Source organism: Lysinibacillus sp. Bpr_S20, from assembly GCF_023337835.1.
GTDB lineage: Bacteria > Bacillota > Bacilli > Bacillales_A > Planococcaceae > Lysinibacillus.
Genome location: NZ_JALNLQ010000010.1, coordinates 1 through 25030, shown reverse-complemented (window position 1 = coordinate 25030; position 25030 = coordinate 1). Strand labels below are relative to the sequence as shown.

At 34.4% G+C, this 25030-nt stretch carries 22 protein-coding genes, 1 pseudogene and 1 riboswitch; of the genes and pseudogenes, 21 read left to right on the top strand and 2 right to left on the bottom strand.

The window, feature by feature from the left end; genetic code table 11:
• The first annotated feature begins 28 nt into the window (after nt 1-28).
• The 9 genes from MWJ95_RS19710 (at nt 29) to MWJ95_RS19670 (ending at nt 11569) form a co-directional block, all read left to right on the top strand.
• Nucleotides 29-727: a DJ-1/PfpI family protein gene (locus MWJ95_RS19710; protein WP_249107051.1), complete on the top strand. Its 699-nt coding sequence runs from the start codon at nt 29-31 to the stop codon at nt 725-727.
• Nucleotides 728-1360: 633 nt separating this feature from the next.
• A complete protein-coding gene (locus MWJ95_RS19705; RefSeq protein WP_249107050.1) occupies nt 1361-2857 on the top strand; it encodes a helix-turn-helix domain-containing protein in 1497 nt (498 codons plus the stop codon).
• 43 nt (nt 2858-2900) lie between these two features.
• Entirely contained in the window at nt 2901-4196 is a 1296-nt protein-coding gene (locus tag MWJ95_RS19700) for a globin-coupled sensor protein (protein ID WP_349294163.1), read from the top strand.
• 22 nt (nt 4197-4218) lie between these two features.
• On the top strand, nt 4219-5175 hold the full coding sequence (locus tag MWJ95_RS19695; RefSeq protein WP_249107048.1) for an HD domain-containing phosphohydrolase: 957 nt from the start codon (nt 4219-4221) through the stop codon (nt 5173-5175).
• 440 nt (nt 5176-5615) lie between these two features.
• Complete coding sequence (locus MWJ95_RS19690) at nt 5616-5810, top strand: DUF6440 family protein (protein ID WP_249107047.1); 195 nt, start codon at nt 5616-5618, stop codon at nt 5808-5810.
• Nucleotides 5811-6150: 340 nt separating this feature from the next.
• Nucleotides 6151-6453: a hypothetical protein gene (locus MWJ95_RS19685; protein WP_249074401.1), complete on the top strand. Its 303-nt coding sequence runs from the start codon at nt 6151-6153 to the stop codon at nt 6451-6453.
• A gap of 293 nt (nt 6454-6746) precedes the next feature.
• Nucleotides 6747-8447, top strand: coding sequence for a methyl-accepting chemotaxis protein (locus tag MWJ95_RS19680; RefSeq protein WP_249107046.1), 1701 nt, complete (start codon nt 6747-6749; stop codon nt 8445-8447).
• 152 nt (nt 8448-8599) lie between these two features.
• The gene (locus MWJ95_RS19675; protein WP_249107045.1) at nt 8600-10546 is read left to right on the top strand and encodes a methyl-accepting chemotaxis protein; all 1947 of its coding nucleotides are present in this window, start codon (nt 8600-8602) and stop codon (nt 10544-10546) included.
• Between the two features lie 324 nt (nt 10547-10870).
• Nucleotides 10871-11569, top strand: coding sequence for a polysaccharide deacetylase family protein (locus tag MWJ95_RS19670; protein ID WP_249107044.1), 699 nt, complete (start codon nt 10871-10873; stop codon nt 11567-11569).
• A gap of 512 nt (nt 11570-12081) precedes the next feature.
• Here MWJ95_RS19670 and MWJ95_RS19665 read toward each other — a convergent pair.
• Nucleotides 12082-12979: pseudogene (locus MWJ95_RS19665) on the bottom strand (alpha/beta fold hydrolase).
• A gap of 254 nt (nt 12980-13233) precedes the next feature.
• On the opposite strand from MWJ95_RS19665, the gene MWJ95_RS19660 reads away from it, so the two are divergent.
• The 8 genes from MWJ95_RS19660 to MWJ95_RS19625 all read left to right on the top strand — a co-directional run bounded on the left by MWJ95_RS19660 (nt 13234) and on the right by MWJ95_RS19625 (nt 19658).
• On the top strand, nt 13234-13446 hold the full coding sequence (locus MWJ95_RS19660) for a helix-turn-helix transcriptional regulator (RefSeq protein WP_249074396.1): 213 nt from the start codon (nt 13234-13236) through the stop codon (nt 13444-13446).
• A 1-nt stretch (nt 13447) separates the two neighbouring features.
• The gene (locus tag MWJ95_RS19655; RefSeq protein ID WP_249074395.1) at nt 13448-13846 is read left to right on the top strand and encodes a hypothetical protein; all 399 of its coding nucleotides are present in this window, start codon (nt 13448-13450) and stop codon (nt 13844-13846) included.
• 403 nt (nt 13847-14249) lie between these two features.
• Nucleotides 14250-14434, top strand: a riboswitch (Lysine riboswitch).
• A gap of 153 nt (nt 14435-14587) precedes the next feature.
• Nucleotides 14588-15304, top strand: coding sequence for a cysteine hydrolase family protein (locus tag MWJ95_RS19650; protein WP_249074394.1), 717 nt, complete (start codon nt 14588-14590; stop codon nt 15302-15304).
• Nucleotides 15305-15317: 13 nt separating this feature from the next.
• On the top strand, nt 15318-16661 hold the full coding sequence (locus tag MWJ95_RS19645) for an APC family permease (protein ID WP_249107043.1): 1344 nt from the start codon (nt 15318-15320) through the stop codon (nt 16659-16661).
• Nucleotides 16662-17058: 397 nt separating this feature from the next.
• On the top strand, nt 17059-17487 hold the full coding sequence (locus tag MWJ95_RS19640; protein ID WP_249107042.1) for a hypothetical protein: 429 nt from the start codon (nt 17059-17061) through the stop codon (nt 17485-17487).
• 206 nt (nt 17488-17693) lie between these two features.
• Nucleotides 17694-18053, top strand: coding sequence for a hypothetical protein (locus MWJ95_RS19635; RefSeq protein ID WP_249107041.1), 360 nt, complete (start codon nt 17694-17696; stop codon nt 18051-18053).
• Between the two features lie 151 nt (nt 18054-18204).
• Complete coding sequence (locus tag MWJ95_RS19630) at nt 18205-19140, top strand: IS30 family transposase (protein ID WP_249107040.1); 936 nt, start codon at nt 18205-18207, stop codon at nt 19138-19140.
• Nucleotides 19141-19181: 41 nt separating this feature from the next.
• Complete coding sequence (locus MWJ95_RS19625) at nt 19182-19658, top strand: hypothetical protein (protein WP_249107039.1); 477 nt, start codon at nt 19182-19184, stop codon at nt 19656-19658.
• Nucleotides 19659-20150: 492 nt separating this feature from the next.
• Here the strand turns inward: MWJ95_RS19625 and MWJ95_RS19620 are convergent, their stop codons facing one another.
• A complete protein-coding gene (locus MWJ95_RS19620; RefSeq protein WP_249107038.1) occupies nt 20151-20681 on the bottom strand; it encodes a hypothetical protein in 531 nt (176 codons plus the stop codon).
• A 542-nt stretch (nt 20682-21223) separates the two neighbouring features.
• On the opposite strand from MWJ95_RS19620, the gene MWJ95_RS19615 reads away from it, so the two are divergent.
• From MWJ95_RS19615 to MWJ95_RS19600, 4 genes are all read left to right on the top strand, one after another.
• Nucleotides 21224-21937, top strand: a complete 714-nt coding sequence (locus MWJ95_RS19615) for an MraY family glycosyltransferase (protein ID WP_249107037.1) — start codon at nt 21224-21226, stop codon at nt 21935-21937.
• 143 nt (nt 21938-22080) lie between these two features.
• Nucleotides 22081-22581 (top strand): DUF4275 family protein, encoded by a 501-nt coding sequence (locus MWJ95_RS19610; RefSeq protein WP_249107036.1) that lies wholly within the window; start codon nt 22081-22083, stop codon nt 22579-22581.
• 91 nt (nt 22582-22672) lie between these two features.
• The gene (locus MWJ95_RS19605; protein ID WP_249107035.1) at nt 22673-23017 is read left to right on the top strand and encodes a hypothetical protein; all 345 of its coding nucleotides are present in this window, start codon (nt 22673-22675) and stop codon (nt 23015-23017) included.
• Between the two features lie 57 nt (nt 23018-23074).
• Nucleotides 23075-23893 carry a CPBP family intramembrane glutamic endopeptidase gene (locus tag MWJ95_RS19600; protein ID WP_249074383.1) on the top strand — a complete coding sequence of 273 codons (819 nt, stop codon included), beginning with the start codon at nt 23075-23077 and terminating at the stop codon, nt 23891-23893.
• Nucleotides 23894-25030: the final 1137 nt, after the last annotated feature.

Genomic DNA, 25030 nt, shown 5'->3' with positions numbered 1-25030 from the left:
TATGTTATGGAATGGGAGGAGGGGGAGTATGAAGGTAATCATTTTTTTATATAATGGCGTAACTATGCTGGATGCGATTGGTCCTTATGAAGTTTTAAGGCATATGGACGATACTGAGGTATTATTTGTCGCAGAGAAAAAAGGAGAAATCAAAGCTGATTCAGGCTTTATAGATATTCATGTGAAACACAGTATCGATGATAGTAAAGAGGCAGATATTTTAATAATACCAGGTTCAACTATAGGGTTTATGCAAGAAATGAAAAATGAAAACGTATTAAATTGGATAAGGGAAGTAGATAAAACTACAAAATGGACAACTTCTGTATGTACAGGCTCTTTATTATTGGCTTCGGCAGGTTTACTCAATGGGTTAAAAGCAACATCGCATTGGAAAGCGATCAATTTGCTTAGTAACTTTGGCGCAATTGCAACAAAAGAAAGAGTAATAGAACAAGGAAAATATATAACTTCATCAGGGGTATCTGCTGGTATTGATATGGCTTTACAATTATCTAATAAACTAGTTGGTGAAGATCAAACCAAAGCAATTCAGCTTGCTATTGAATATGATCCACAACCAATATTTAATGCTGGTAATTTTTCAAATGCAGAAGAAAAGGTCCGAAACATAGCAGAGAAGAAATTATCAAAAGGCGCAAAAAAAGAACTCGGATTGCTAGGAATGCTTAAAAACTCAAAAAATATACTTAAATTAATAAAATAAAACCTAAAGCACCGATTCATTGTCTTTTAGACATGGATTGGTGTTTTTTTAATTCTAAGAACATGTACCTCATTCTTGTTCAAAGTTTAATGGTTTATCATAAAGTTTGTTTAAAATCGTCTCACCACTAAGAATTAGTAGAGGTGTGACGATTTACGTAACGAAAAAGTTGATTCGAAAAACGCGAAAAATTCAGCAAAAGTTGATTAGAAAGAGAATTCTAAATGAAAAATAAATGATTTACTCCGCAATTAATTGTTTTTCCTACGTTTATTTAAAAAATAAGCTTTGATACTTTATGCCCGCTCAAACTATATATTGCTGAAATATTGGGTTTTTCTGAAAATTCTGGTAAGTAAGAGTTGTATGTAAACCTAGAAAGTTTAGTTGTTAAAAAACTTTACAAATTTTAGTTTCAAATTATGTTGAGAATGAAACAGAATCTGAATTAAGAAATTGATACACGGGTGATAAAATAGTCATAAGAGGTGTAAGGGCTTAGGTAACTATTACCAAGCTATATTCTCTCCTATAAAAGATTAAAAAAGCGGGGGGAAAGGCATAATATTCAAAATAGGAATTCTTTAACTTTTTAGATGTCAGAATTTTTTAGTAAGTAAGGAAGGTGGGAAAATGTATACTTTTCTAGATCGTTTGACCTTACAAAAGGTGCAAGTATTAAATTATATCAATAATGAAAAACGATTCGTTTCCAGTCATGAGTTAGCTCAAAAAATGGATTTATCTGAAAGGACGATTTTGAAGATTTTATCAGAACTCTCAGATGACTTACGAATATTTGAAGAATTTACTTCTTTAAAGGAAATTAAACATAAGCAATTTAAACTTTTTACTAAAGATTTTTTTTCAATTAAAACAGTAGAAAGATATTATTTACACAATTCTTTAGCTTATAAAATATTTGACAAAATTTTTTATAATAAATTTAACAATTTGGAAAAGTTTTTTTTGGAAAATTTCACAAGTCGGTCCTCGGTTTATCGTAATATTCTTAAAATCAAACCATTGTTAAAACGTTATCAATTGAAGTATATTTCAACGCAGGACTTAATCACAATTGAAGGATCGGAAAAACAAATTCGTTACTTTTACTTTTTATTCTATTGGAATTCATGTTGGGGAGAGCTATGGCCTTTTACGTTCATTTCTAGAGAAGAAGTTCTAGAAATGATGAAAGGAACTAATCGAGATATTCCAGAATATGCATTATTTTGGTTAGCTACTTGTCTAACACGAGCAAATATGGGCTTCATCATTGAAGACGGCCCTGAGTATACAAATTATACAAAGTATCATTATCATTTTGAGGAGTTTTCACAAGAAATTAGTCCTTTATTTCAAAAATATACAACCCTCACTGATCAAGAAATAGAGAAAGAAATACAGTTTTCATTTGCCTTTCTAAATTCTCAATACCGTTATGAGAAAGGAGAAAATTCTATTAGTTTAATGATAAATTTTGCTCAGTATCATAATCAAGAGTTGTTTACGCAAGCTACATTATATTGGATGGAAAAATTCAGAGAGTTCTTCTCTATTACATTAGATCTTGAAGAATATGGCGTTCTGTTTGCTAACTTGTTAAATCTTCATTATTTTAGTTTGCATTTTGATGGACCTCCTTTTTTATTTAAAGAGGACCTTTATAAAAAGAGATTTGATAATCAAGGCACTATTCAAATAGAAATTATGAATCAATTTTATGATTATCTCTTAGAGAATGAAACTTATTATGAAGTATTTAAACATAGAGAACTTCTGATTGGGAGATATCATAGATTATTAAAACAATCAATTGATGTCATGAAAAGAAACACAATAAAAATAAAAATATACTCTGTCATAAAAGATGGTCCCAATTTATTTGATCAGATAAAACGTGCTTTTTTACATGTTGAAAGCTGTTCAAAAGATGAAGAGGCAGAGTTGATCATTACTGATCGTCTATACTTAAGAATTACTAAAGAAAAAAAGGATATATTTGTATGGGGGGATATACCTACTAGAGAAGATTTTGATAGATTGAGCAAAAGGCTTCAAGAAATTTATTTTACGAAGGAACAAAAACCAGAACAATTACTTTTAAAAACTTTATTAAGTCAATCGTAGGCATAGCATTGATTTTAATTAAAAAGATAAATATGAAGGGGGAATTTTTATTTTTTGGATTAAAAGGGATGCGGAGATCAGAAATTTTGCTACCCCAAATCCTAACATACAACTGAATGTTAGCAGTGGGAGCGACATACAGAATCAAATGAAAATGATTGATTTCTCTATTGAGGATTTACAAGTTATTAATAGATTACAACCAATTATTGAAGAGAATATAGATGATATTGTGAATCGTTTTTACAAGAATCTTGAAAATGAGGAATCACTGCTAAGACTAGTCCATCATAATAGTTCAGTTGAGGCGCTAAAAATAACATTGAAAGCACATATTTTAGAGATGTTTTGTGGCGTCATTGATGATCATTATTTTTTGAAAAGAAAGAAAATTGCGCGAATTCATATGGAAATAGGATTGCAAACAAAATGGTATTTGAGTGCTTTTCAAGATTTATTTTCTTCCATTGTAAAAATTGTCGAAAGAGAATTTGATGACAGACATTATGCTTCTTATGTTCTAGCACTTTCAAAATTATTTAATTTAGAACAGCAAGTTGTCCTTGAATCATATGATCAAGAAACAGAGAAAATGAAAGAGCAATCGGAAAAACAAAAAGAAATAACAAGAGCACAAATGATCAACGCATCTGGAAATCTTGTGGCCATTTCAGAGCAAACGAATGCAGCTTATCAACAATTACATGCACATTGCGAGGAAATATTAGAAACGGTTAATACCAGAACTAGCTTGTCATCTCATGCAAAAGAAAAAGCTGAAAATGGGAAAATTCAAATAAAAAAACAAAATAATAATATCGCAAAAATATATAAGGAAATCAATGTTATTTCTAGTGATGTACTAAAGTTATCAACAATCACAAATAGGATGCAAAGCATTATCGATATCGTCACGAAAATAACAGAGCAAACGAGCTTATTATCGTTGAATGCTTCAATTGAAGCAGCCAGAGCTGGAGGCCATGGAAAAGGTTTTGCTGTAGTTGCCAATGAAGTAAAAAAACTATCAGAGGTCACGAAGAATTCAGCCACAGATATTGCTCAACTAATTTTAACAACCGTAGCGAATGTTGAGAGGCTTACAGATTCTCTTAAAGACATTAAAACTTCTATTCAATATGGAAATCATTTAATGGAAGAAACAGATCGAGATTTTGAACTTATTTTGAATACGATGGGAGAGACTCAAGAAAATAATACGCAAAATCAACATGAACTTACTGCCTTCGTACGTATTGTCAATGAACTAAGAAAAGCTTTTGAAGAAGTTGCATTATCTGCTGATCAACTGGCAAATTTTGCTCATGATCTAAACTAAAGAAAAATGAAAGGTGTTAAAAATGCAGATTCCAGAAGAGTTAACATATTATTTGAAATTAGGTGATGCTGTAGCAATTGTTGATGAAAATCGTTTAATCATAGATGTGAATACGAAGTATGAAGAAATTACAGGTAGTAAAAGAGAGTCATTAATTGGTTTGTATGCAGAGTATTTAAATTCGAATGTAGTCCCTATTAATAGGAACAGATCATTAAGTAATGGCGAACCATGGTCAGGGATCATTCCAAATTTATATAAATCAACAGAACGTAAATATTACAGTGTTACAATTACACCCATAAAAATAAATGAAGAGGTGTATTATATCGTAGTGATGCGAAGCGAAGAACAACCAGCTTTAGACCAAGATAACCTAAAGGAGTTGTACAAAGTAATAGCTTTATCGAGTGAAATACGTGATAGAGGAATTGCAGAACATCTTAAAGAAGTACAAAGTCTAACAGAAAGATTCTTGTTAGTTCTTAAAGAAGAGAAAAAGTACAATCTATCTGTGGGATATATTAGTAAAATTATTGACTGTAGTATACTACATGATATTGGAAAATCAGGTATTCCAGAATCGATATTGTATAAACCAGGGCCGCTTACATTTTATGAGAGAAAAATAATGGAGATGCATCCTCTTATTGGGGTTGATGTATTGCTGGATATTTCAAATGGGATGAATATTAGACTTGTAGATGATCTGGATATAGCAAGTAATATTATTAAGTTTCACCATGAAAAATGGGATGGTACAGGTTACCCACTAGGACTAAAGGGAGCACAAATACCACTAGAAGCTAGGGTTATAGCCATTGTAGACGTATATGATGCTTTAACTAGTAAAAGACCTTATAAAGAAGCTTGGCCGCAAGAGAAGGCAACAGCCTATTTAAAGAGCCAGAAAGGCATTCAATTTGATCCTTACTTGATCGATATATTTATTGATAAAGTTGTCAAAATAAATCAATAAAACCGAGTTTACACATTTGTTTAATGTGCATATTATTCCTATTTCTATTTTACTCCAATTAAAGGCGCTTGTAAGTAATATACCATCCAAAAAAAGAAGTTTGAAATCTATTTTTGAGAGAGAGATTTACATGAAAAAAATAGTAATCTTCATATTTTTAGTTTTACTCAATTTGAGTTATCAATATATTTTTATGCGATAAGTAGAGTGAAAAGATTTGATCCTTGGGTCCCTGTTAACGGCAATGATACAGGGAAAGAAGGTACTGAAAAGTTCGAACTCGCCTTTTTATGCAAAATAGCTACATTTAGGGTACATAAAACTTGTAGTACCAAAAATACACCGATTTTGCATAAATTGAATTCAGCTTAATGTTGAGGTGGTTGACATTAAATTACAACAAAAGTGTGATTGTGGATATTAAGAAGGAGGTTTTTATCGTGAACAAATCGTTGTTTAGACATTTTAAAGGTGCTTTAAACGGGGCTTTGGAAGGAACAAAAATTATTACAGATCCTGAAACAGGCGTACAATTCTTATTTGTGTACAGTGGTTATGCAGGGGGATTAACTCTATTAGTAGACAAGGATGGAAAGCCATTGATCGATAAGGATTTTGAGAATTCTCAAGAATAACAAGTATTGAAAGGCAAACGCAATATAGTTTGTTTGTGATGTCATCGGTTCTGTTGACTTTGGGTTATTCAAGTATTTATAAAAAGCGTATTTGGCTTTTATTCATTAACATAAATTTATACTTATTATTTAGACAAAAAATCATAAAAATAGACGGAAATTTCCGAATTTACAAAAATGTTTTGTTCGAGAAATTATCGAAGTTGGACGGAAAATAAGAATCCTTTTTACATCAAGTTAAGGCTGAGAAGTCCTTTTGGGGATGGTTTGAAGATGATGAACATACGATCAATTGTGTTCGAACTCAATGACTATTTATTGTAGAAGAAAGGTTGATAGGATGACGCATCAAGTAACTGCCAAAAGCAATAGTACTCTCTGTACAACAGGCGTTGATGAAATATTACAAAATGTAGCGCTCATAGTATCTACTTTCGTTATATCTTGCCCTATCTATAGAGAATTTGGTTTTCGACCTGAAACAATAGCACCCTTTCAGCTTGTCAAAAGACGAAATACCGCACGCCTTATTGAAAGCATCCAACGCTTCGAGCCACGAGCTGTTGTGGTAGATGTAGATTATCTTGGAGATTTGTATGTAGGGAAATTAGAACCTGTAGTCAAAGTAATTGTCAATGAATGACCCTAAACGATCTCGAATTCTTTGCATCAAGCTAGTAGATTATTTTGTGATCATTTGTGTTATTTAGAATAGCTGCACCTCCATTGTTAGATTGAATCTAACGATTTGGGTGCAGTTCATTTTTCTTATTCGTCTTATACATCATCGGGATAGAAGGAGCTAGTAGTATTTCTTTGTTTTCTGGAAAATAAGACAACTGTTATTTGGTATGACCTAAAAATAGGGTCGAAATGATGAAGAAGAAAAAGAGGAACGTTGGGTCCGGAAATGTGATAAAGAGGGGGAGAGAGAGTTTGCGTACATTTAAAATTAGTACAAAATTTAATTTGTTTTTAGTGGTAATCATTATAGGTTTAAGCATTATGATTGGCGTAACTTCCTATGTGAAAGTGAAGGATATGATGCGCAGTGATTTCGAGCAAAGTATCATACATATTTCAAAGGTCGGTTATAAGCTGCTTGAAGAACGGTTTAAGGGAGACTGGACAATAAAAGATGGAGAACTTTATAAAGGTAAAGCGAAAATAGTTGACCAAATGGACTTTGTTGATGAGGTAGGAGAGAGCATCGAAGGCGGTGTAACAATTTTTCAAGGAACAAAAGGGCTAATTACTAATTTACAGTACAATGGAGATCGCTTAGTTGGCAAGGACGCAGATCCTAAAGTTATTGAAGAGGTAATGAAGAAAGGCAACACATTTATTGGTGAAGCCGATGTTGTTGGGACAAAGTATTTAACACTTTACACACCCATAAAAGATGCAAATGGAGACATTATCGGGATGTGGTTTGTAGGTGAAACAATCGATAAGGTTCAACAAACTATTTTTGGATTTATCGGCGAGCTGTTTATGGTTATGTTTATCGGAGCCGCCATTGCTGTTTTGGGTAGTCTGCTTTTCACAAGAGCAATTGTAAGACCACTTCAGGAAATGAACCGTCAACTGCGAGATATTGCAGAAGGGGAGGGGGATCTAACAAAACAGCTACAAATTAATTCGAAGGATGAAGCTGGTGAGCTCGCACAATCCTTCAATAAAATGCTGGTGAGTTTAAAGATTTTAATGCAACAGATTGCCCAAACCTCTCATCAGGTTGATGTATCCTCCGATACTTTAACGTCTCAATCAGATCAATCTGCAGAAATGACGAGAGCGTTAGCCTCTACTCTACAAGATTTAGCACAAGGCTCTAGAACGACATTACATACAACAGCGGCGAGCTTAACGGCTATGCAGGAAATGGCGATTGGTATTCAGCAAGTGGCCGAAACTTCTTCCATCGTGTCATTTGCTGCGAATGAAATGGGACATGAGGTAGCACATGGAAATGATTCCTTGAATCGTGTTATGTCGCAAATGACAATTATTAATAATTCATCTGATCATGTAGAGAAACAGGTACGGATATTAGGTGAACAATCACAACAAATAGGCAATATTGTTGATGTGATAACGGGCATTGCTGATCAAACGAACTTACTTGCATTAAATGCTGCGATTGAAGCAGCACGTGCAGGGGAACAAGGAAAAGGCTTTGCTGTAGTAGCAGACGAGGTACGAAAATTAGCAGAACAATCGAAGCAATCCGCTGACCAAATTGCGGCCCTTATACTTTCGATTCAACACGACACTACCAATGTGATTACAGCTATTTCAAGTAATACGAAGGAAACTGCTGCAGGTATGGAAGTTGTTGATGCAACAAAAGAGGCATTCCAAAAGATTATGTCATCGATAGAAGGCGTAAGTGCGCAGCTTCAAGACATTTCAGCGTCGACTGAGCAAATGTCAGCAGGCATACAAGAAGTAACTGCTTCCACAGAGGAAATGGCGCGTATTGCTAATAGTGCAACGGAAAGTTCAGAGCATGTAACAGTCACTGCTGAGGAGCAATTAGCATTGATAGAGCATATGGCTTCTTCAGCGAAGGAAATGGCTCAGCAGTCAGACGAGCTTCAGGGCTTATTAAAGAAATTTCATTACGAAGACTAGTGGATGAAAACGGCCATTTTAGGCCAAGAGAAAACTTAACCCGTGAACAAATTGCGGCATTCATGTTTCGAACTCTTGGTCTATTGGCCTTGCCATGAAGTGACTGTCCAAAAGAAAGCTGGAAACTAGATAAATTAAGGAGGAAAACATCTATGCAACGAATTAGCCTAAGAAAGAAACTTATTTTTGCATTTTTAGTCATACTGTTCGTTCCTACTCTTTTAATTGGATATACCGCCTTTCAAAGTATAAAAAATGAAATTTTGAATGAGCAATACGCTAGTTCTACAGAAAGTATCCGTATACTTAATAACGATATTACAAATATGTTTGTTCCTAAAATATATGATATCGAATACCTTGCAACAAAGATATATCAGTCTTCGTTACTAGAAGACAGCAAAGAATTGAAAAATCTATTCCAGGAATATATCAATACGCATCCAGAGGTGGAACTGCTTTACATAGGTACAGCTGACGGAAGATTAATAGATGAACCTGCTCAAGAATATCCCAGTGATTTTGACCCTCGTATTCGCCCTTGGTATAAAGAGGCTATTGAAAATAAAGGGCATGCATCTATTACTACTCCATATATATCAATAGTCTCAAATCACTTGGTTGTCACAATCATGCAGCTTCTTCCGGATGAATCTGGGGTCATTGCCGTTGATTTAAATATATCTGCTCTAAGTGCTATTACACAAGAGGCACGGATTGGAGAAACTGGTTTTGCCTCCATCATAGATGATGAAAAGCTATATGTTTCTCAGCGGGATAAAGAAAGCGGCACTGAAGCAACAGAAGATTATATTCCTAAAATTTTTGAACAAAGTGAAGGTACCATTAAAGAGAGTGACCGCCATTTACAATTTGTCACAAATGAACTTACAGGATGGAAGGTCATTGGAACAGTATTTACTGCAGAGGCGACAAAAACTGCCACATCCACGTTTCATATCGCCTTAATCATCATCGTTGTTTCCATTATTTTGGGTATTATTTTTATAATCTTCATGATTAAATCTATTGTCGGTCCGCTTAAATTGCTGCAAAATAGCGCATTAAAAATTAGTGACGGAGATTTTACCGAGTTTATTGAAGTTCACTCTAAGGATGAAATTGGACAGCTTGGGGAAGCCTTTATTTCTATGAAGGTGAACTTAAAGAAATTAATCCGAAATGTCGATCAAAGTGCTGTGCATGTTCAAAAATCCGCACAAGATTTATCTGGTAATGCAGAGCAAAATATTGAGGCTTCCGAGCAGGTTACAGAAGCTATGCAGCAGGTAGCTATTAGTACGGAAAAACAAACAACTAGTATTGACCAAAATGCTCTTTCTATTGAGGAAATCGCTAAAAGAGTCGTTGACGTTGCTGATAGCTCTATGCAGGTTTCAGACCTATCTAGTAATGCTATTCAATTAGCAGAAGCGGGCGGTCAATCTGTAGAACAAACGGTGAACCAAATGCTTTCTATTCATGAATCTGTTACGCAATCAGATACAATGATCAAAACACTCTATGACCGAACAAAAGAAATTGGCTCAATTTTAGAGATGATCAGTGCGATCTCGGACCAAACCAATTTACTTGCGCTAAATGCCGCGATTGAGGCAGCGCGTGCAGGAGAACAAGGGAAAGGCTTTGCAGTAGTGGCCGATGAGGTTCGAAAATTAGCAGAGCAATCTCAGCAATCAGCTATACAAATCTCCACGCTCATAACAGGTATTCAGCAAGATACCGCTAAATCTGTAGAAACAATGACGAAAGCATCAGTAGATGTTCAAAATGGTTTACAATTAACCGAGGATACGAGTAAAAAATTTAAGAGTATTATAGAAAGTCTTCGAAATATGGCACCAAAAATGGAGGGGATTTCTGCCTCTGCTCAAGAAATGTCTGCAGTGGTTGAAGAAGTGTCTGCCACTGCGATTGAGCTATCGGATCACGCGAAGTTAAATGCTGCTGCATCTGAGGAAGTTGCGGCTTCAACTGAACAAACATTATCCTCCATGCAGGACATGGCTTCTGCAGCCAAAGGTCTACTTGATCTGGCCGATGAACTACAGGGGTATGTTCTTCACTTTAAATATTAAATTTTTCTTTTGTATTCATATGAAACTTAAGCAGTGGGGCTTTCTTCATCCCACTGCTTCTTTCATTTTGCACTAACAGGGTAGGATAGTTTAATAAGGGAATTCTGAAATAGCCTTAATTTCAAAATGATTTTATTTAATACTGCTCAACAAAAAGTAGGTAGGGAGAACAGTATTCGGGAGAGCTTTCTAAATTGGATTTTTGACGAAGAAAAGAATACAGAATATTTTTGACTGTTACTGTTGCCTTTGATTTGGAAGGACTAACGCTTTTTGATAAAATGGTAAACGGTTTTAAAACTCCTGAATGGAAAGAGGATTGCTATGAAAAAGAAGTTGGTATTGATTGGGATAGGGATTCTCTTAATTTTCCTTCTACTACTAGGCACTTATAAATTAATGAATTCTAGGACGTATCAGTTATTTGGGGGCTTAACCAACCAAGTAGAGACGAATCAAAAAGTAGTTGCTTTAACCTTTGATGATGGACCAGCGGATAACACAAATCAGATATTGCCGCTATTAGAAGAGTACAATGCTAAAGCTACCTTTTTTCTTATAGGTGCAGAAATAGAAAAATTTCCAGAGGAAGCAAGAAGAATTGCAGAAGAAGGACATCAAATTGGGAATCATACCTATTCGCATAATCGGATGATTTTCAAAACACCCTCTTATTACAAAGATGAAATAGAAAAGACAGATCAATTGATTCGAAATACAGGTTACGAAGGTGAAATTGATGTTCGGCCACCTAATGGGAAAAAGCTGATAGGGTTGCCGTATTATCTAAATAAAAATAAAAGAGAAACGATAACTTGGAACCTTGAACCAGATACTTTTTACACAACGGTTTCTGACAAAGTAAAATATGTGACTGAGAATATTGAACCTGGTTCGATTATCTTACTGCATCCAATGTATGATAAAACGGGCAAAGCGCTCCAAACAATTGAAGGTATACTACAGGAACTTTCAAATAAGGGTTATAAATTTGTCACTGTTAATGAACTTCAAGATTTATAGTAAAAAAAGAGTTAATTTCCTATCTTCGTTGGATTAACTCTTTTTTTGTTACTGCCGTTTTCTGCTTTAAATGGATGCATCCTTCTCCCAGGAAATTTCTCTTCTTCATCCGGTTAGTTGTCTTTATGTTTTACAGAAACAATCTTTGAGAAAACAGCCTTTATTTTCAACAAGCCGGATTTTACAGGCATTTATCCCTCACCTACCAATCCATTTTGAAGGGACCCTTAGAAGTTAGAAACGATTATTTTATTAGGTAGCTTGTTAAAAATGAGTTCAGTACGGCACTGTACGCATATTTGTATTTGTGCGCCTGACTTGTATATTCAGAACCTTGAAGACAGACGAAGAGGTTAGCCAAGAGCAAGGGTGTCCATGACGACACGGAAGCTGAAGGAACTGGAGGCTTTTCTGTATATGTAATAAGTTCCTGTTCGGTTTATAGAGCATTCCTTACTCAATTGAATGAAGGGGATTCCCTAACTTTTATTTGGAAACGTTTAATTTATATATTATATATGCTTGAGTGTCTTGGTAGTCTCTTTAACAAAATCCATAAATACTTTCTCTTCTTCAACAAATGGATAGTGATTCGATTGTTCAAAGATAGTTAATTCAGACGTAGGAATAAGGTCAACAATTTCGTAACTAAATTCAACCGGACATTGCGCGTCATATTTCCCTCCAAATACATATGTATCTATATGAATTGTCGGTAGTTCTTTACGCAAATCTAATGACTTTACTGCAACTTTTCTAAAGTAATCTAGTGTGCGACCAACAGTACGTCCACTAGTCGGTATTGTCAGAGCATGTTTTAATTTTTCTTTGCTGGTAAATGACATAAGTGCCCATTCAAAATCTAGTTCTTTTCGTTTTTCCTGAGGCGTTTTGCTGTTATTTAAACTTTCCATAATTTCGATAATACGACTGAAATTTTTATTTTCAGGACAGTAAATGCTATTTGGATGACTTGCGTAAGCTTTACTTGCTGCACTGCAACCACAGATACATTTTGTTAGAGATTGTTGTTTTAATACAGCATATTGCAAGGCGAGCATGCCACCTGTTGAATGACCTGCAAAAGCCCATTTAGGAATATGTAAAGCTTCACGAATTGCTTCTAAATCTAAAATAATTTCTTCTAAATTCATTTGCTCATCTGCTTCAACTACAGCTGAATTACCTGCTCCCCGGACATTAATTAAAAAGACTTGGTAATACTCTGTGAACGGATTAGCAAACCAATATTAAAAAGACTTGGTAATACTCTGTGAACGGATTAGCAAACCAATTGCCTTTTTCATTAAAAGCCATGTAAAAATGTGTAATGGCAAGTGGCTCGCCGCTTCCCTTTACAAAATATTCGAAAGTTCCTCTTGGTGTTTCAATTAATTTTTGTTCCCACATCTTTAACACATCCTATTTATCAAAAGTTTGAATTTTCTAACAAATACTATTATACTCTTTTGGATTGCTCAATAGGAGAATTAATATTCCAAGAGCGTTGTTTGGTAGCCTTCCAAAAAAATGTTATTCAATAATATGGACCGATTGCTGCACAATATTGAGGAAACTCAAAATGTAATGTTGACATTACATTTTAGATTTTTTAATATTATATTATGTAATGTATACATTACATTTTAGGAAGGATGTAATTCATGAAGCATGGGGTGCGAAATTCAGTCAAAGAATTTAGGAAAGAAAAAGGCTTAACACAGGACCAATTAGCTGAAGGTATCTCTGTTACAAGACAAACGATTATAGCGATTGAAAAACAACGATATGAACCATCTATTGGTACTGCTATTAAATTAGCAACTGTTTTAGAATGCCCACTTGAAAAATTATTTTGGATTGAAGGAGAAGAATAAAATGAATGTATCGTATCGAACAAACTTTATTTTGCGTATAGGGATTCCATTGTATTTGTTTATTAGCTATTTCTTCATTTCACATTCTAAGTTAACATTGATCATTGCTATTTTAGCAACAATTCACCTGATTACATTTGGTCTTGACGTTCATAGAAAAGGGAAATGGAATAAAATCAATCTTCAGCATGACCAACGTACGCGAGATAATGCCTTATTTGCAGGAAATCTCATATATTGGTTTACCATTCTCGTTTTACTTTTAGGCACGTTATTAATACAAAATTCTATGATTTCCATTACGTATCCGAAGTTGGTTGGGTATCTTATCTTAATTAGTTTGCTCTTAAAATGGATAATACGAGATTACTTAAATAATCGAGTAGAATCTGAGGATTAAGAATGAACAGAAGGTGGTTGTGCGGCTGCTGAGACCTTTTATTACTGTTTAATATATGAATAAAACTGAATATAATTTTAGAGGTGCCTTACTTATAGCTGGTAATATAAGTAAGGCATTTTTTGTGTATTAATAGACTACTTAATTAGAAGCTTGTTTTTCTGAGAAGTTTTTTACTATGTGTTAGATGATTTTTTCTATAGGACAAAATTTTAAAAAAATTGCATGGGGGTATACCTCTCTCTTCATTATTGTAAATAGTTATTGTTTAAAGTGTTTGATGGTCATTTTTTTGTGGTTGTGTGCAGTAAGTCTTATAAAATATAGTAGATTATAAAGTTGACATATAAAAAATGGAATAATATAATTATTTCAAATATTTAAATAAGCCTCACTTTTCTGATAGTGAGGTAGAGGCGCGGCAATTAACAGTACCTAATGGAGTCCGAGAAGATGAGGAAGTTAGATAGAAGGAAGTGTCGCCGAAGTATGTGATGAGTTCTCGCCATCATATACTGGGTCTGTAGCGAATAGTTGCAGGACTGTCTTCGTAAACATACGTGTTTATGAAGTTGTGCTATCTCTGTTTAGACAAACGGTGGGAAGTTTAAATGGTCGATTCATTTTAGTTTCTAGAAATGAGTAGGTCATTTTTGTGTTAGACAGATTCTTTTTGCACGAAGAGTCTGTTTTTTATTTGTCTTTACATTTTGGAATTTGAGGTATTTTGGAGGGGATATTATGGAGAATACATCAACATTATATTATGAATTTTTACCGACTGACGGTCAAAAAATAAACGTGAACCCAGATAAAACAGCATTACTAATAGTAGACATGCAACATCAGTTTATTAGCCGAGACGGATTAGACGCGCAGATTGCAAGAGAAAAGGGCATGTTTGATCAGTGGGAATACTTTTTTGATCGTATCGACAATTTAACGATCCCGAACAATAAAAAGCTTTTAGATTTTTTCCGTACTAATAAATTAGAAGTAACATTTGGTCGCATTGCTTGCCATCATAAAGATGGACGAGATCGTTCTCCTGTACAACGCCGGCCAGGATGGAACAATATTTTATTGCCAATCGGTGACCCAGGAGCGGAGATGGTGGATGAATTAAAGCCTCTTGATGACGAAATTGTTGTAAATAAAACGACAGATAGCGTATTAAGTGGTACGAATTATGAATTTTTACTGCGTAATATGGGCATTGAAACAGTAGTTTGTACAGGTGTTGTCACAGATCAATGTGTTGCTTCAACAGTTCGAAGCTTAGCTGACGCAGGCTTTGAAGTTATTTTAGTTGAAGATGCATGTACAGCTGCAACGCAACAGCTTCATGATGCTGAAATTATGATTATGAATCAAATTTATTGCCAAGTGATGAGTACAGATGAAGTAATTGAGTTAGTAACGGAAGAACTATCAAAACGCGAACCTACGAAAGTGTGAGAGGAAATGGTCTATGAGTCAAACACCAAATGATCATACACCACAGTTAAAGCGTGTTTTAACATTAAAAGATTTAGTCATTTATGGTATTGCTTTTATGACACCGATTGCGCCAGCTTATATTTATGGCTTTGCAGCAGAGTCTACAGGTGGGATGTTGCCATTAGCCTACTTGATTGCGATGGTTGCAATGATGTTTTCTGCATATAGTTACGGTCGAATGGCTGCTGTTTTTCCAAATGGGGGGTCAACATATACATATACCCAACGTGCCATCAATCCGCATTTAGGTTTTTTTGCAGGTTGGGCAATGTTTATGGATTATGTCTTAGTGCCACTCATTGTATTCATGGTAGGTGCTTCCTATGCGAATGCATTAATGCCATCTGTTCCGTATTGGGTATGGGTGTTATTAATTGCAGGTATTATAACTACTGTCAATATTCTAGGTATTGGCATCGCAGCAAAAACAAATCAAATCCTCGTTATGTTTATGGGAATTGTAGTCGTTATTTTTGTGATTTTATGTGTAAAGGCAATTGTCGGTGGGGAAAGTGATACGTCGCTCTTTACTGTTGTGCCGTTTTTCAACGATGAAAAATTCGTTATGTCTGCAATTATTTCTGGTGCAGCAATGGCCTGCTTCTCATTTTTAGGGTTCGATTCGATTACAACACTTTCAGAAGAGGCAGTTAATCCAAAAGAGGATATTTGGAAGGCAGCTATTTTAGCTTGTTTAATCGGAGGACTTATTTTTATTGTGCAAGCTTACGTAGCTCAGCTCGTATGGCCTGATGTTACAAACTTTAGTTCAGCTGATACGGCTTTATTTGATGTAGCGGAAAAAGCAGGTGGTGCAATTCTTGCAACTCTTTATACGGTTGCGATTATTGTATCGACAGTGACAGCTGGTTTAACAGGACAAGCCAGTGCATCTCGTTTAATGTTTAGTATGGGGCGTGATGAGGTACTTTCGAAAAAGTATTTCACACATTTACATCCAAAATATCAAACACCAGTATACAATATTTTATTGTTGTGTGTGATTAGTGTTTTAGGAGCGCTGTTTTTATCAATAAATTTTGTAGCAGAATTAATGAACTTTGGAGGCCTGACAGGATTTATGTTTGTCAATTTGTCAGTGATTGTGTATTACTTCTTCCGTAAAAAAGAAATGAAAATAATTCGATACTTATTAATTCCAGGACTAGGATTTGGTATTTGTTTCTACTTATTTATTAATTTATCACCGATGACATTGAAGGTAGGCTTTATCTGGCTTGCAATTGGTTTTATCTATGTTTTCATTACGACGAAAGGCTTCAAAAAGAAACCACCAACTTTTACGGATTTATAAAATACCGAAAGAGCTTAGCGTAAATTTCTAAGATAAGTCAGTTATTTAACGTTGGTAATTTTTATCGATGTTAGGTAGCTGATTTATTTTAATACAGGAATTCCTTATAAATATTCAGGATAATATAGCTGGTACTGTATATCGAAGGATTTGAGGCGGATGAGATAGCCAAAAAATAATCCATAAGAAGTTAAAGATATAATAAAAACATTTGGGCTCGACAGGGCGTTAGCTGAAGTAAAAAACTGTTTGAAGATAATTCTTCGCTTGAATAGATAAATATGATGTCAATCGGGCGCATTATAATAAGGAATGCGTCTATTTGTATTTAAGGGCCATTTTATGGCAGAAGGATTTTATCTCCTTCTTAGAATGATATCGGGATGAGGGGATTGAATTGCGGAAGATTGTTAGTTTATGTTTACTATTGTTTTTGGTATCCTGCCAATCCGTACAAGTAAATGATAGTTCGCATATTACTGAAGAGGAAGTTGTTAGGGTGTTACAAGAGAATGGTGTTAAACTAGTGGGAGCTGAATCTTCAAGAGAAAACATCTTTGGTTCGAAATTAAAAGATGTGAATCCTGGTGCATATAAGTTAAGTGAAAAACAGCTTTTTATTTATGAATTTGCAACAGAAAACGACCGCGAGAAGGGTACAAAGGAGTTTGCTGAAAAGACTGCGACAATGAATTTGGTGTCTTTCAGTATGTTTAAAAAGAGAAATATACTGATTTTTTATTTACATGGACAAAATTTAAATTCAGAAAGTATACCATTTGAGAAAGAAATAAAAGGAGCACTCGACAGCATTAGTGAAGGATAAAAGGACAGAATGCTAACGTCTTTCTGTTAAAGGGCGCAATTCTTGAATTGAAATTGTGCCTTTTTCAGTAATAGGGTCATATTATTGAAAACAATAAGATATGTTCAAACGACGCTTTGGGTGCTTTTTTTATTCAACTAACGGCGCAGGATAGTTTAACAATTTATGTGGATTTTTATGGTAAAATATTTAGTGAGGTGGGGGATTTGCTCAAAGAAGAAAGAAAATTTATAAATAGTTTATCTATAAGAACTAAATTTGTTTCTTTAGGCGTAATCATAACTCTTTTGAGTATTTTTGTTGTGGATTTTTCCTTTAAATTTTTCTTGATTTGTTATTTGCTTGGAGTATTTTTAATCTTTATCAGTGATCTCATTGGTATAGAGAAGTTTAATAAAAACGCAATAGGAGAGATAACTTCAAGTTTTGGATTTGTATTGATTATGTTAGGGGTATTTGCACCCCTAGGAATTAATCCCAACTTTCATTATGGCATGATAATAGGGCCTTTTTTTATGTTAATTGGAACAACACTAAAGAGGCTAGCGAAGAAAAAAGGTTCTTAAACTAAACCAGCTAATAGATTGTCAATAAAAATCTTTTAAATTGACGGATTGTAATATTAAGTGCAACACCCAGAAGTCAATATAAAGGAAGCCCATAACGACCTCGTGTAGAATGTAGTTACCACACAAACATTCAAACGGAGGAATCGTTATGAGCTATACCCATCTTACCATATCAGAACGTGTAAAAATAGAAACATACCTAGAACTTGATTATCCGATTCGTAAAATAGCGAAACTCTTAAATCGTCAACCTTCTACGATTTCCAGAGAAATAAAACGCCACGCCGGTAGTACGGCTGACGAAGCGCAGGTACGTTACCACCAAAATAAATCTAACTGTAGTGCCAAGTCAAAATGTACACCCGAAGTAAAAGAAGCTGTTCAAGAAAAGTTGTGGGATACTTGGTCGCCTGAACAAATTGTCGGCCGCTTGTATCAAGGACAGCTAAGTTTTAAAACCATCTATCGCTGGATTTACGAGGGTTTTTTAGAAGTGCCTATAACCGTTCTCCGTCAAAAAGGAAAGCGCCAAAAGCCCCGCGAAACAAGAGGAAGATTTAACATTGGTACCCCAATTTCTAAACGCCCAAAAGAAGTACGTAAACGTGAAACCTTTGGACATTGGGAGTTAGATACAGTTGTATCTGGACGTGGGAAAGCAAAAGGTTGTGTAGCAACATTTATTGAGCGAATGACACGATGGTATGTTGGCTTTTTGATACCAGATCGCTCAGCTCAATCAATGGAAAGAGCAGTACGTCTACTTCATACTAAATTACCAAAAGGCGCTATAAAAACAGCCCCAACAGACCGAGGTAAAGAATTTAGCTGCTATAAAGTGTTAGAAAAAGACTTGAAAAATGATGTTTATTTTGCAGATGCCTATTCTTCTTGGCAACGTGGAAGTAACGAAAATGGAAATGGATTACTTCGCGAGTCCTTCCCTAAGCAAACCAATTTCGAAAAAGTATCACCAGAAGAACTAACAGAATCATTAAACTATATCAATAACCGACCAAGAAAATGTCTTGGTTGGAAAACTGCAAACGAGGCTTTTAATGAGCAATTGTTGCACTTAATTTGACAAATCATCAAATAAAAACGTGACGGAAAGTGGTTGATTATATGAATGTGAATTCTATTGCATCACCTCAACAATCATCATTCTATTCCAAAAATATTAGTGTGAAATCGGAAGAGAAATCAGTATTTCCCCTTAGTGAAACGGTAGAGAATATGGAGCAAAAAGATTCTTCTGCTATTTACAAGGAACTTTCGAGTAGATATGATGTCAGAAATGCTACCTTTGAAGAAATCACCGAAATGTCCAAAGCGCTATATGGAGTAGGAAAAATATCTTTTAAGGAGCATGCTGTTTTAACATTTGATTTTGATAAAGCCACTAACTATTTAAAACGGCATGCACCGGGATATATTGCAGCAGATTTTGATATGTATGAAACGTTTGCTAATAGTGCTGGGCAAAGAGATTGGATAGCTGAGTTTGAGGCAAGAGCATCGAAAGATTTTAAGTATGGTAATTTAATTGGTTATCAAAGTAAGATGAAGGTTCTTAATATTTTGGAACGATTATCAAGTTGAGAAAAAAGAGTAGCGAAAACTACTCTTTTAATTTTTTCTTGATATTTATTTGGCGTTGGTAAACATTTCATGATGGGATTTTTTCTTGTAAAATTAAAATAAATATCTAAAAGGGGTAGAATATGAGCGACTATTTCCGAATAAAGAAACGTCCACCATCAGATGAACCAATAAAATACACTATAAACAGGGATTATCTCAATACATCAATAGCTGAATATGAGGAAAACTTGAAGAAATATAATGCCAAGATTGTGTCAGTACGATACATTCGGCTTCTCCAATCCGAAAAAAGCAATACAGGAAAGATGGGGGAAATAACCCAGCGGACCGAGAGTAGTTTGAAAAAGACATAGACAATGTGTAAGGATCGACTGCTCTTTTTTGTTTTAGATGTTTTCGTATAGATAGTTGCTCCTTTGAAAATATCGATTAAAATATGGAGATATGTGAAAGAAGCAGTAAGTAAATGAAAGAAAGCCAACTAGCAAGTCAAAATACAGATATAAAAGAAGTGACGGCATAAAATATCAAAGCAATACCGACAATCATCGACCCTTTATAGGTCTCTCTCAAATCACACGATTCTTTTTTCATCTCTTTGTAAAATTTTATCGTCATAAACATACCACCCATCAATAACACTGCGCAACCGATAGACGGAACGATCTCCAATCCTATGCTTTTACCCATTTCGATGGCAGCTACCGCTATAAAGTATATAAAAGCTACAAACAAATAAAGAGCTTTTTCCTTTCTCTCTAATTTTCTACTTTTCTTTTTCGCTACTTTATACCAATGCTTCAAATCTTCTTGTGACACATACTGCGCAACAATGGCTTCTACTTGTTTAGCACATTTCTGTTGAACTTTGATCATATAAAAACCTTCGTATTCTTCAGACGACCGTTTTAAAATATCTTTGATGCCTATTTCAAACGGAATGTTACTTTTCTCTAGTTGTTCGATAATTGCCAGAATAGCAACTTCTGAATGTCCAACTAATATTTTCTTTTTAAACAAACACGGCACCTCTTACGAATAAATTGAATTACGCTTAATTATACTATTTCATTCGCTCTCTCTTTTAATCCAAAATATACCACTACCTTTTGAATATCTGATTTTTTCGTTTAGTAACAATCTAACTGCACACCACGCTTTTTATATGGCTCCAATTCCTCTTTATAGAACAATTCACAAAGAAGCTAGAATCATAGTTTGCCACTTACCCCTAATCCTCTATGCAGTGTCTTAGCTTCGCTTGTTATACGAGATCTAAGTCCCAACCAGCCTCAATTATGTTTCTGCAAGTAGGGGGCGAACGGTTTAGTTGACGGGGCCAAGCCCCACGAGCAGTTACGTTCTACCCTGGCTACTGCTATAATAAAACCAAATAAAAAATGATCAACCAGAAATATCTGGCTGACCATATAATATGAACGGAGCAGGTTAGTTCAATAAGCATCGCAATTATATTTAGTTATTTTTCCATATGCTGTATAATTTTAGGTAGTGATATTTAACTTTTGGTATTTCTAATGCATTATTTCGGGAGGGAAAACATGTTATATTTAGCTTTATTAATTGGCATCGTTTTAATTGTTATTACGGATAAGCTTACGCAAGCTTTTAAATTATCAAGCATTTGGGGGCTGATTGGTCAAATTTGTGCATCACTTGTAATAATAATGGTCGGCAAACTTGAGGTTAGTGATATTAATCTAGGTAATCACTTTGAATTAGGATATTTGACGATTCCGTTTACTTTATTATTTCTTGTAGGTTTTACAAATGTAATGAATATAGAAAAAGCGCAAAATCTTTCAATATTGCTGTTGCCATTCGTTTCGTTAGTTTGTTTCTCAATGTCTGCTTTCATCATAGGCAATCCATTTGTTTCAATAACGGGAGTTTGTGCCAGTTTAACAATTATGTTTATTCTGCTATACGGCTATTACTCAGGTAAAGCATTTGTAGGAAGAACTCTTACTACGTCAATAGGCTTCGTAACAGCAGTACTTTCAATAGCCCTTATTAAAATATCTATTATAACAATTTATATTCCGATATTTACTTTAGCACTACCATTCACTTTATATTATTTTATTAAAGATAAATTTACGAGTGTACAATCAATTACAGTTAGCACTTTCATAGCTATTTTTTTTGGTGTATTAATATTCATAGTTCCTTTTCATATAATGTGGTATCTCGTTGTTGGGTTATCGATTATTTTAATTATCACGCAATTTTCACGTAAATATCGCTTTATTTAGAAACATAAGTTCTTTTTCAACTAACGAGGTACGTTACTTGAAGATCATAGAGTTGCGTAGGCAGCTCTTTTTTCTTTATTGAACTAACGGTGCAGTTATGTTGAAAAGAAAAAGGATACTATAATTCGTTATTGGAGGAAAAGATGATTAGAGATAAAATTGATAAAATCTTAGACTGTTTACCAGAGGAAGAATTAGAAAATGTTTATTGGTCCATAGTTTTTATCCAAGATGATTATATATATAAACAAAACTTACGTGAAAAAGGTGTAGTCATAGAATTAGTTAATGAAGCAGAGGAAATTATTGATTTATGGGATAAGACATTCGCACAAAACATTAGTGAAGTATTAAAAAAAGAAATATCTTATGAACAGTTTAAATGGCATATTTTCAGTTATGAGAAGCAAGAATGCTTGAAAAAAGAAGTTGCTAGAAAAGCGTTTGATTCTTTATCTAAAGAACAATTTTATGTAATGTATCAAGGTTCATCAATAATATTCCTTTATACAAATGCTAATGAAGTGATATCAAGGGATTTTGATACTCAACAAGATATATATATTTTTGATAAAAACTTTACTTGGACATATGTTCATACACATGAATCAATATGTGGTCCATATCTTTATAAGATAAATTGAAATTAAGATTCACTATTGCTAACGGTGCAGGATATTTGAAAATCAAAAATAAAATGATACTCAAAATAAGTCTTAAACAAAGAGAGGGATAATGATGAACGATAATAAGAAACTGAACCAATTTACGTTGGTAGACATTATTGAAAGGAAGAAACATTTTACAAATACAAATACCATTTTTGATAAAACTGAGTTTCAACATACCAATGAGGGTGCACTCTTAGCATATAATGAAATGCTGGCGGATGTTAAACATATGGATGAGAACGGATTTATAAGTAAGTACCTAAGAATTATAAAACAACTTAAAGTACAGTTCGAAGACGAAGAATTTAAAGACGAAAAAGAAATTGAAAAAATGTCCGGATACAATAACGCAATAGTATCCATTTTGGAGTGTATAAACCCAATTTTTTCATATGATTTAAATGATTAAAACAACCTTAATTGAATAAGATTGTGAAGTATTACACTAATGTGAGGTGAAGAAATCGTGACACACAAAAAAATCACAGTACAATTTACGATGCTGACATTTTACATAGCCTATCTTGTGTCAGGTGTTTTGATTGCCCTGGGGCAATTTGGATATTCGGTTCACAATTGGGTTCACTCGTTACAGCAACTCGGGATGAATATCCCTTTTGCAATCTATATTTTGTCGCCCGCTATTGCTTCATATATCGTTCTGAAGAAAAATAGCAAAATAGTAGGTTTCAAGGAATGGTTGAGAACTGTTTTTTATGCCAAAAATAGCATATCGCTCTATTTGTTCGTTGTTACAGGACTTGCACTGTATTTTGTGATACATATTGCAGTTTCTGGCCACATGGAAATGGTGCTTCCATTTTATGCGTTCTTCCTTTCCCTGCCTGGTAATCTTATTATCGGTGGCTTAGAGGAAGCTGGCTGGATGTACATATTGCAGCCTGAGCTTGACAAAAAATACGGTTTTGTTTTGTCTTCTTTTTTAGTTGGAATCATTTGGATTTTATGGCATATCCCTCTCTTCTTCATTCCGGGGACGAATCACGGAGAGGGACTCATTAACTTTTGGATGTTTGCAGTTCAACTCATTGCGTTTCGGTTTTTCAACGGGGCAATCTACAAAATATCAGGAAAAGGCCATGTGTTTATGTGCGTATTATTCCACACCATGTTCAATGCGGCATCCCCCATCTTCGGCACTATGACTATGACTTGGGTAGGAACAATTGCCGCAAATGCTGTAATTGTTCTTGTTTCAATTGTAACCGTTGTGATATACGACAAAAAGAACAGCCCAACAGTATCTAACATGGGCGCAAATTAACCTATATTTCCCCTCTCTGAAAGAAATGTGATTAACATCAACGTGTAAGATTGTGAAATGTTGTACTTAAAGTAACAGAGTGCTTTACTTGAAGATCATTGAGTTGCATATGCAGCTCTTTTTTTCTTATTGAATTAATGGATCAGTTTAGTTGAAAAAAATGATTACAAAATTGGTTTAGTTATTGTAAATATTTGTATTAGCGATTTTGTTTCTTATACTAAATGCATTTATTAAAGAGTACTAGATTGTTTTTTGGAAAATTTGAGCATTGATAATTGTTAAAAAAATGTATTTAAATTAACAGATGCATAAATAGGACTTGTATAAATGATGGATTATTTTCATATATGCAAGTCCTTTTGTACTTCCTCAATCACTTCTGTAACCCCACACATGGCTCTATTCCTAATTTCAGACACCTCTGTGAATGCTTTCCCGTGCCTCAATATCAAAGCATTTAGGCTCGGTAGACAGCTTCAAAGAGATAGATGACACCACTCCAGCTGCGGAAGATGTAATGTTCTGAGGGACTTAACTTAATGATGTACTACCACAATCTCATCATAACTTTCTTTATAAGCTCACATCTTGCAAGCAAAATAGTTGATGAAGGGTTTATCTATTTTAAGGGGAATTTATATATTTATTGAAGTGAATAGAAGAGTTAAATGCAAAATATTATGAATGTGAGGAGATGATTTTTTGGTTAGTTTATTGGAAAACATATTCCAAGTATCGGCAATAATATTACTTCTATGTTCTTTGTATTACTATAGACACTTCAAGAAAATTAGAAGAGAAAGAAAATTAACTTCATTAGAGTTTTCGATTTATGTTATAACTCAGGTTGCACTTTATCTTTGTGCAGGTAGTTATATGCTTCTGTTTTTGGATAGAAATTTTGGGTAGAAATTAGTATTCTAGAGGTGGGAATACAATCCAATCTTGGCTAGAAAATCGAAAGAGGTAAACATTTATCTTGTTCAACTAACGAGGTACGTTAATTAGAAGGCTTACCAGATCACATTTGAGGCTAACCTGATCATATTCGGAGCGGACCCGATCACATTTGAGGCTAACCTGATCATATTCGGAGCGGACCCGATCACATTTGAGGCTAACCTGATCATATTC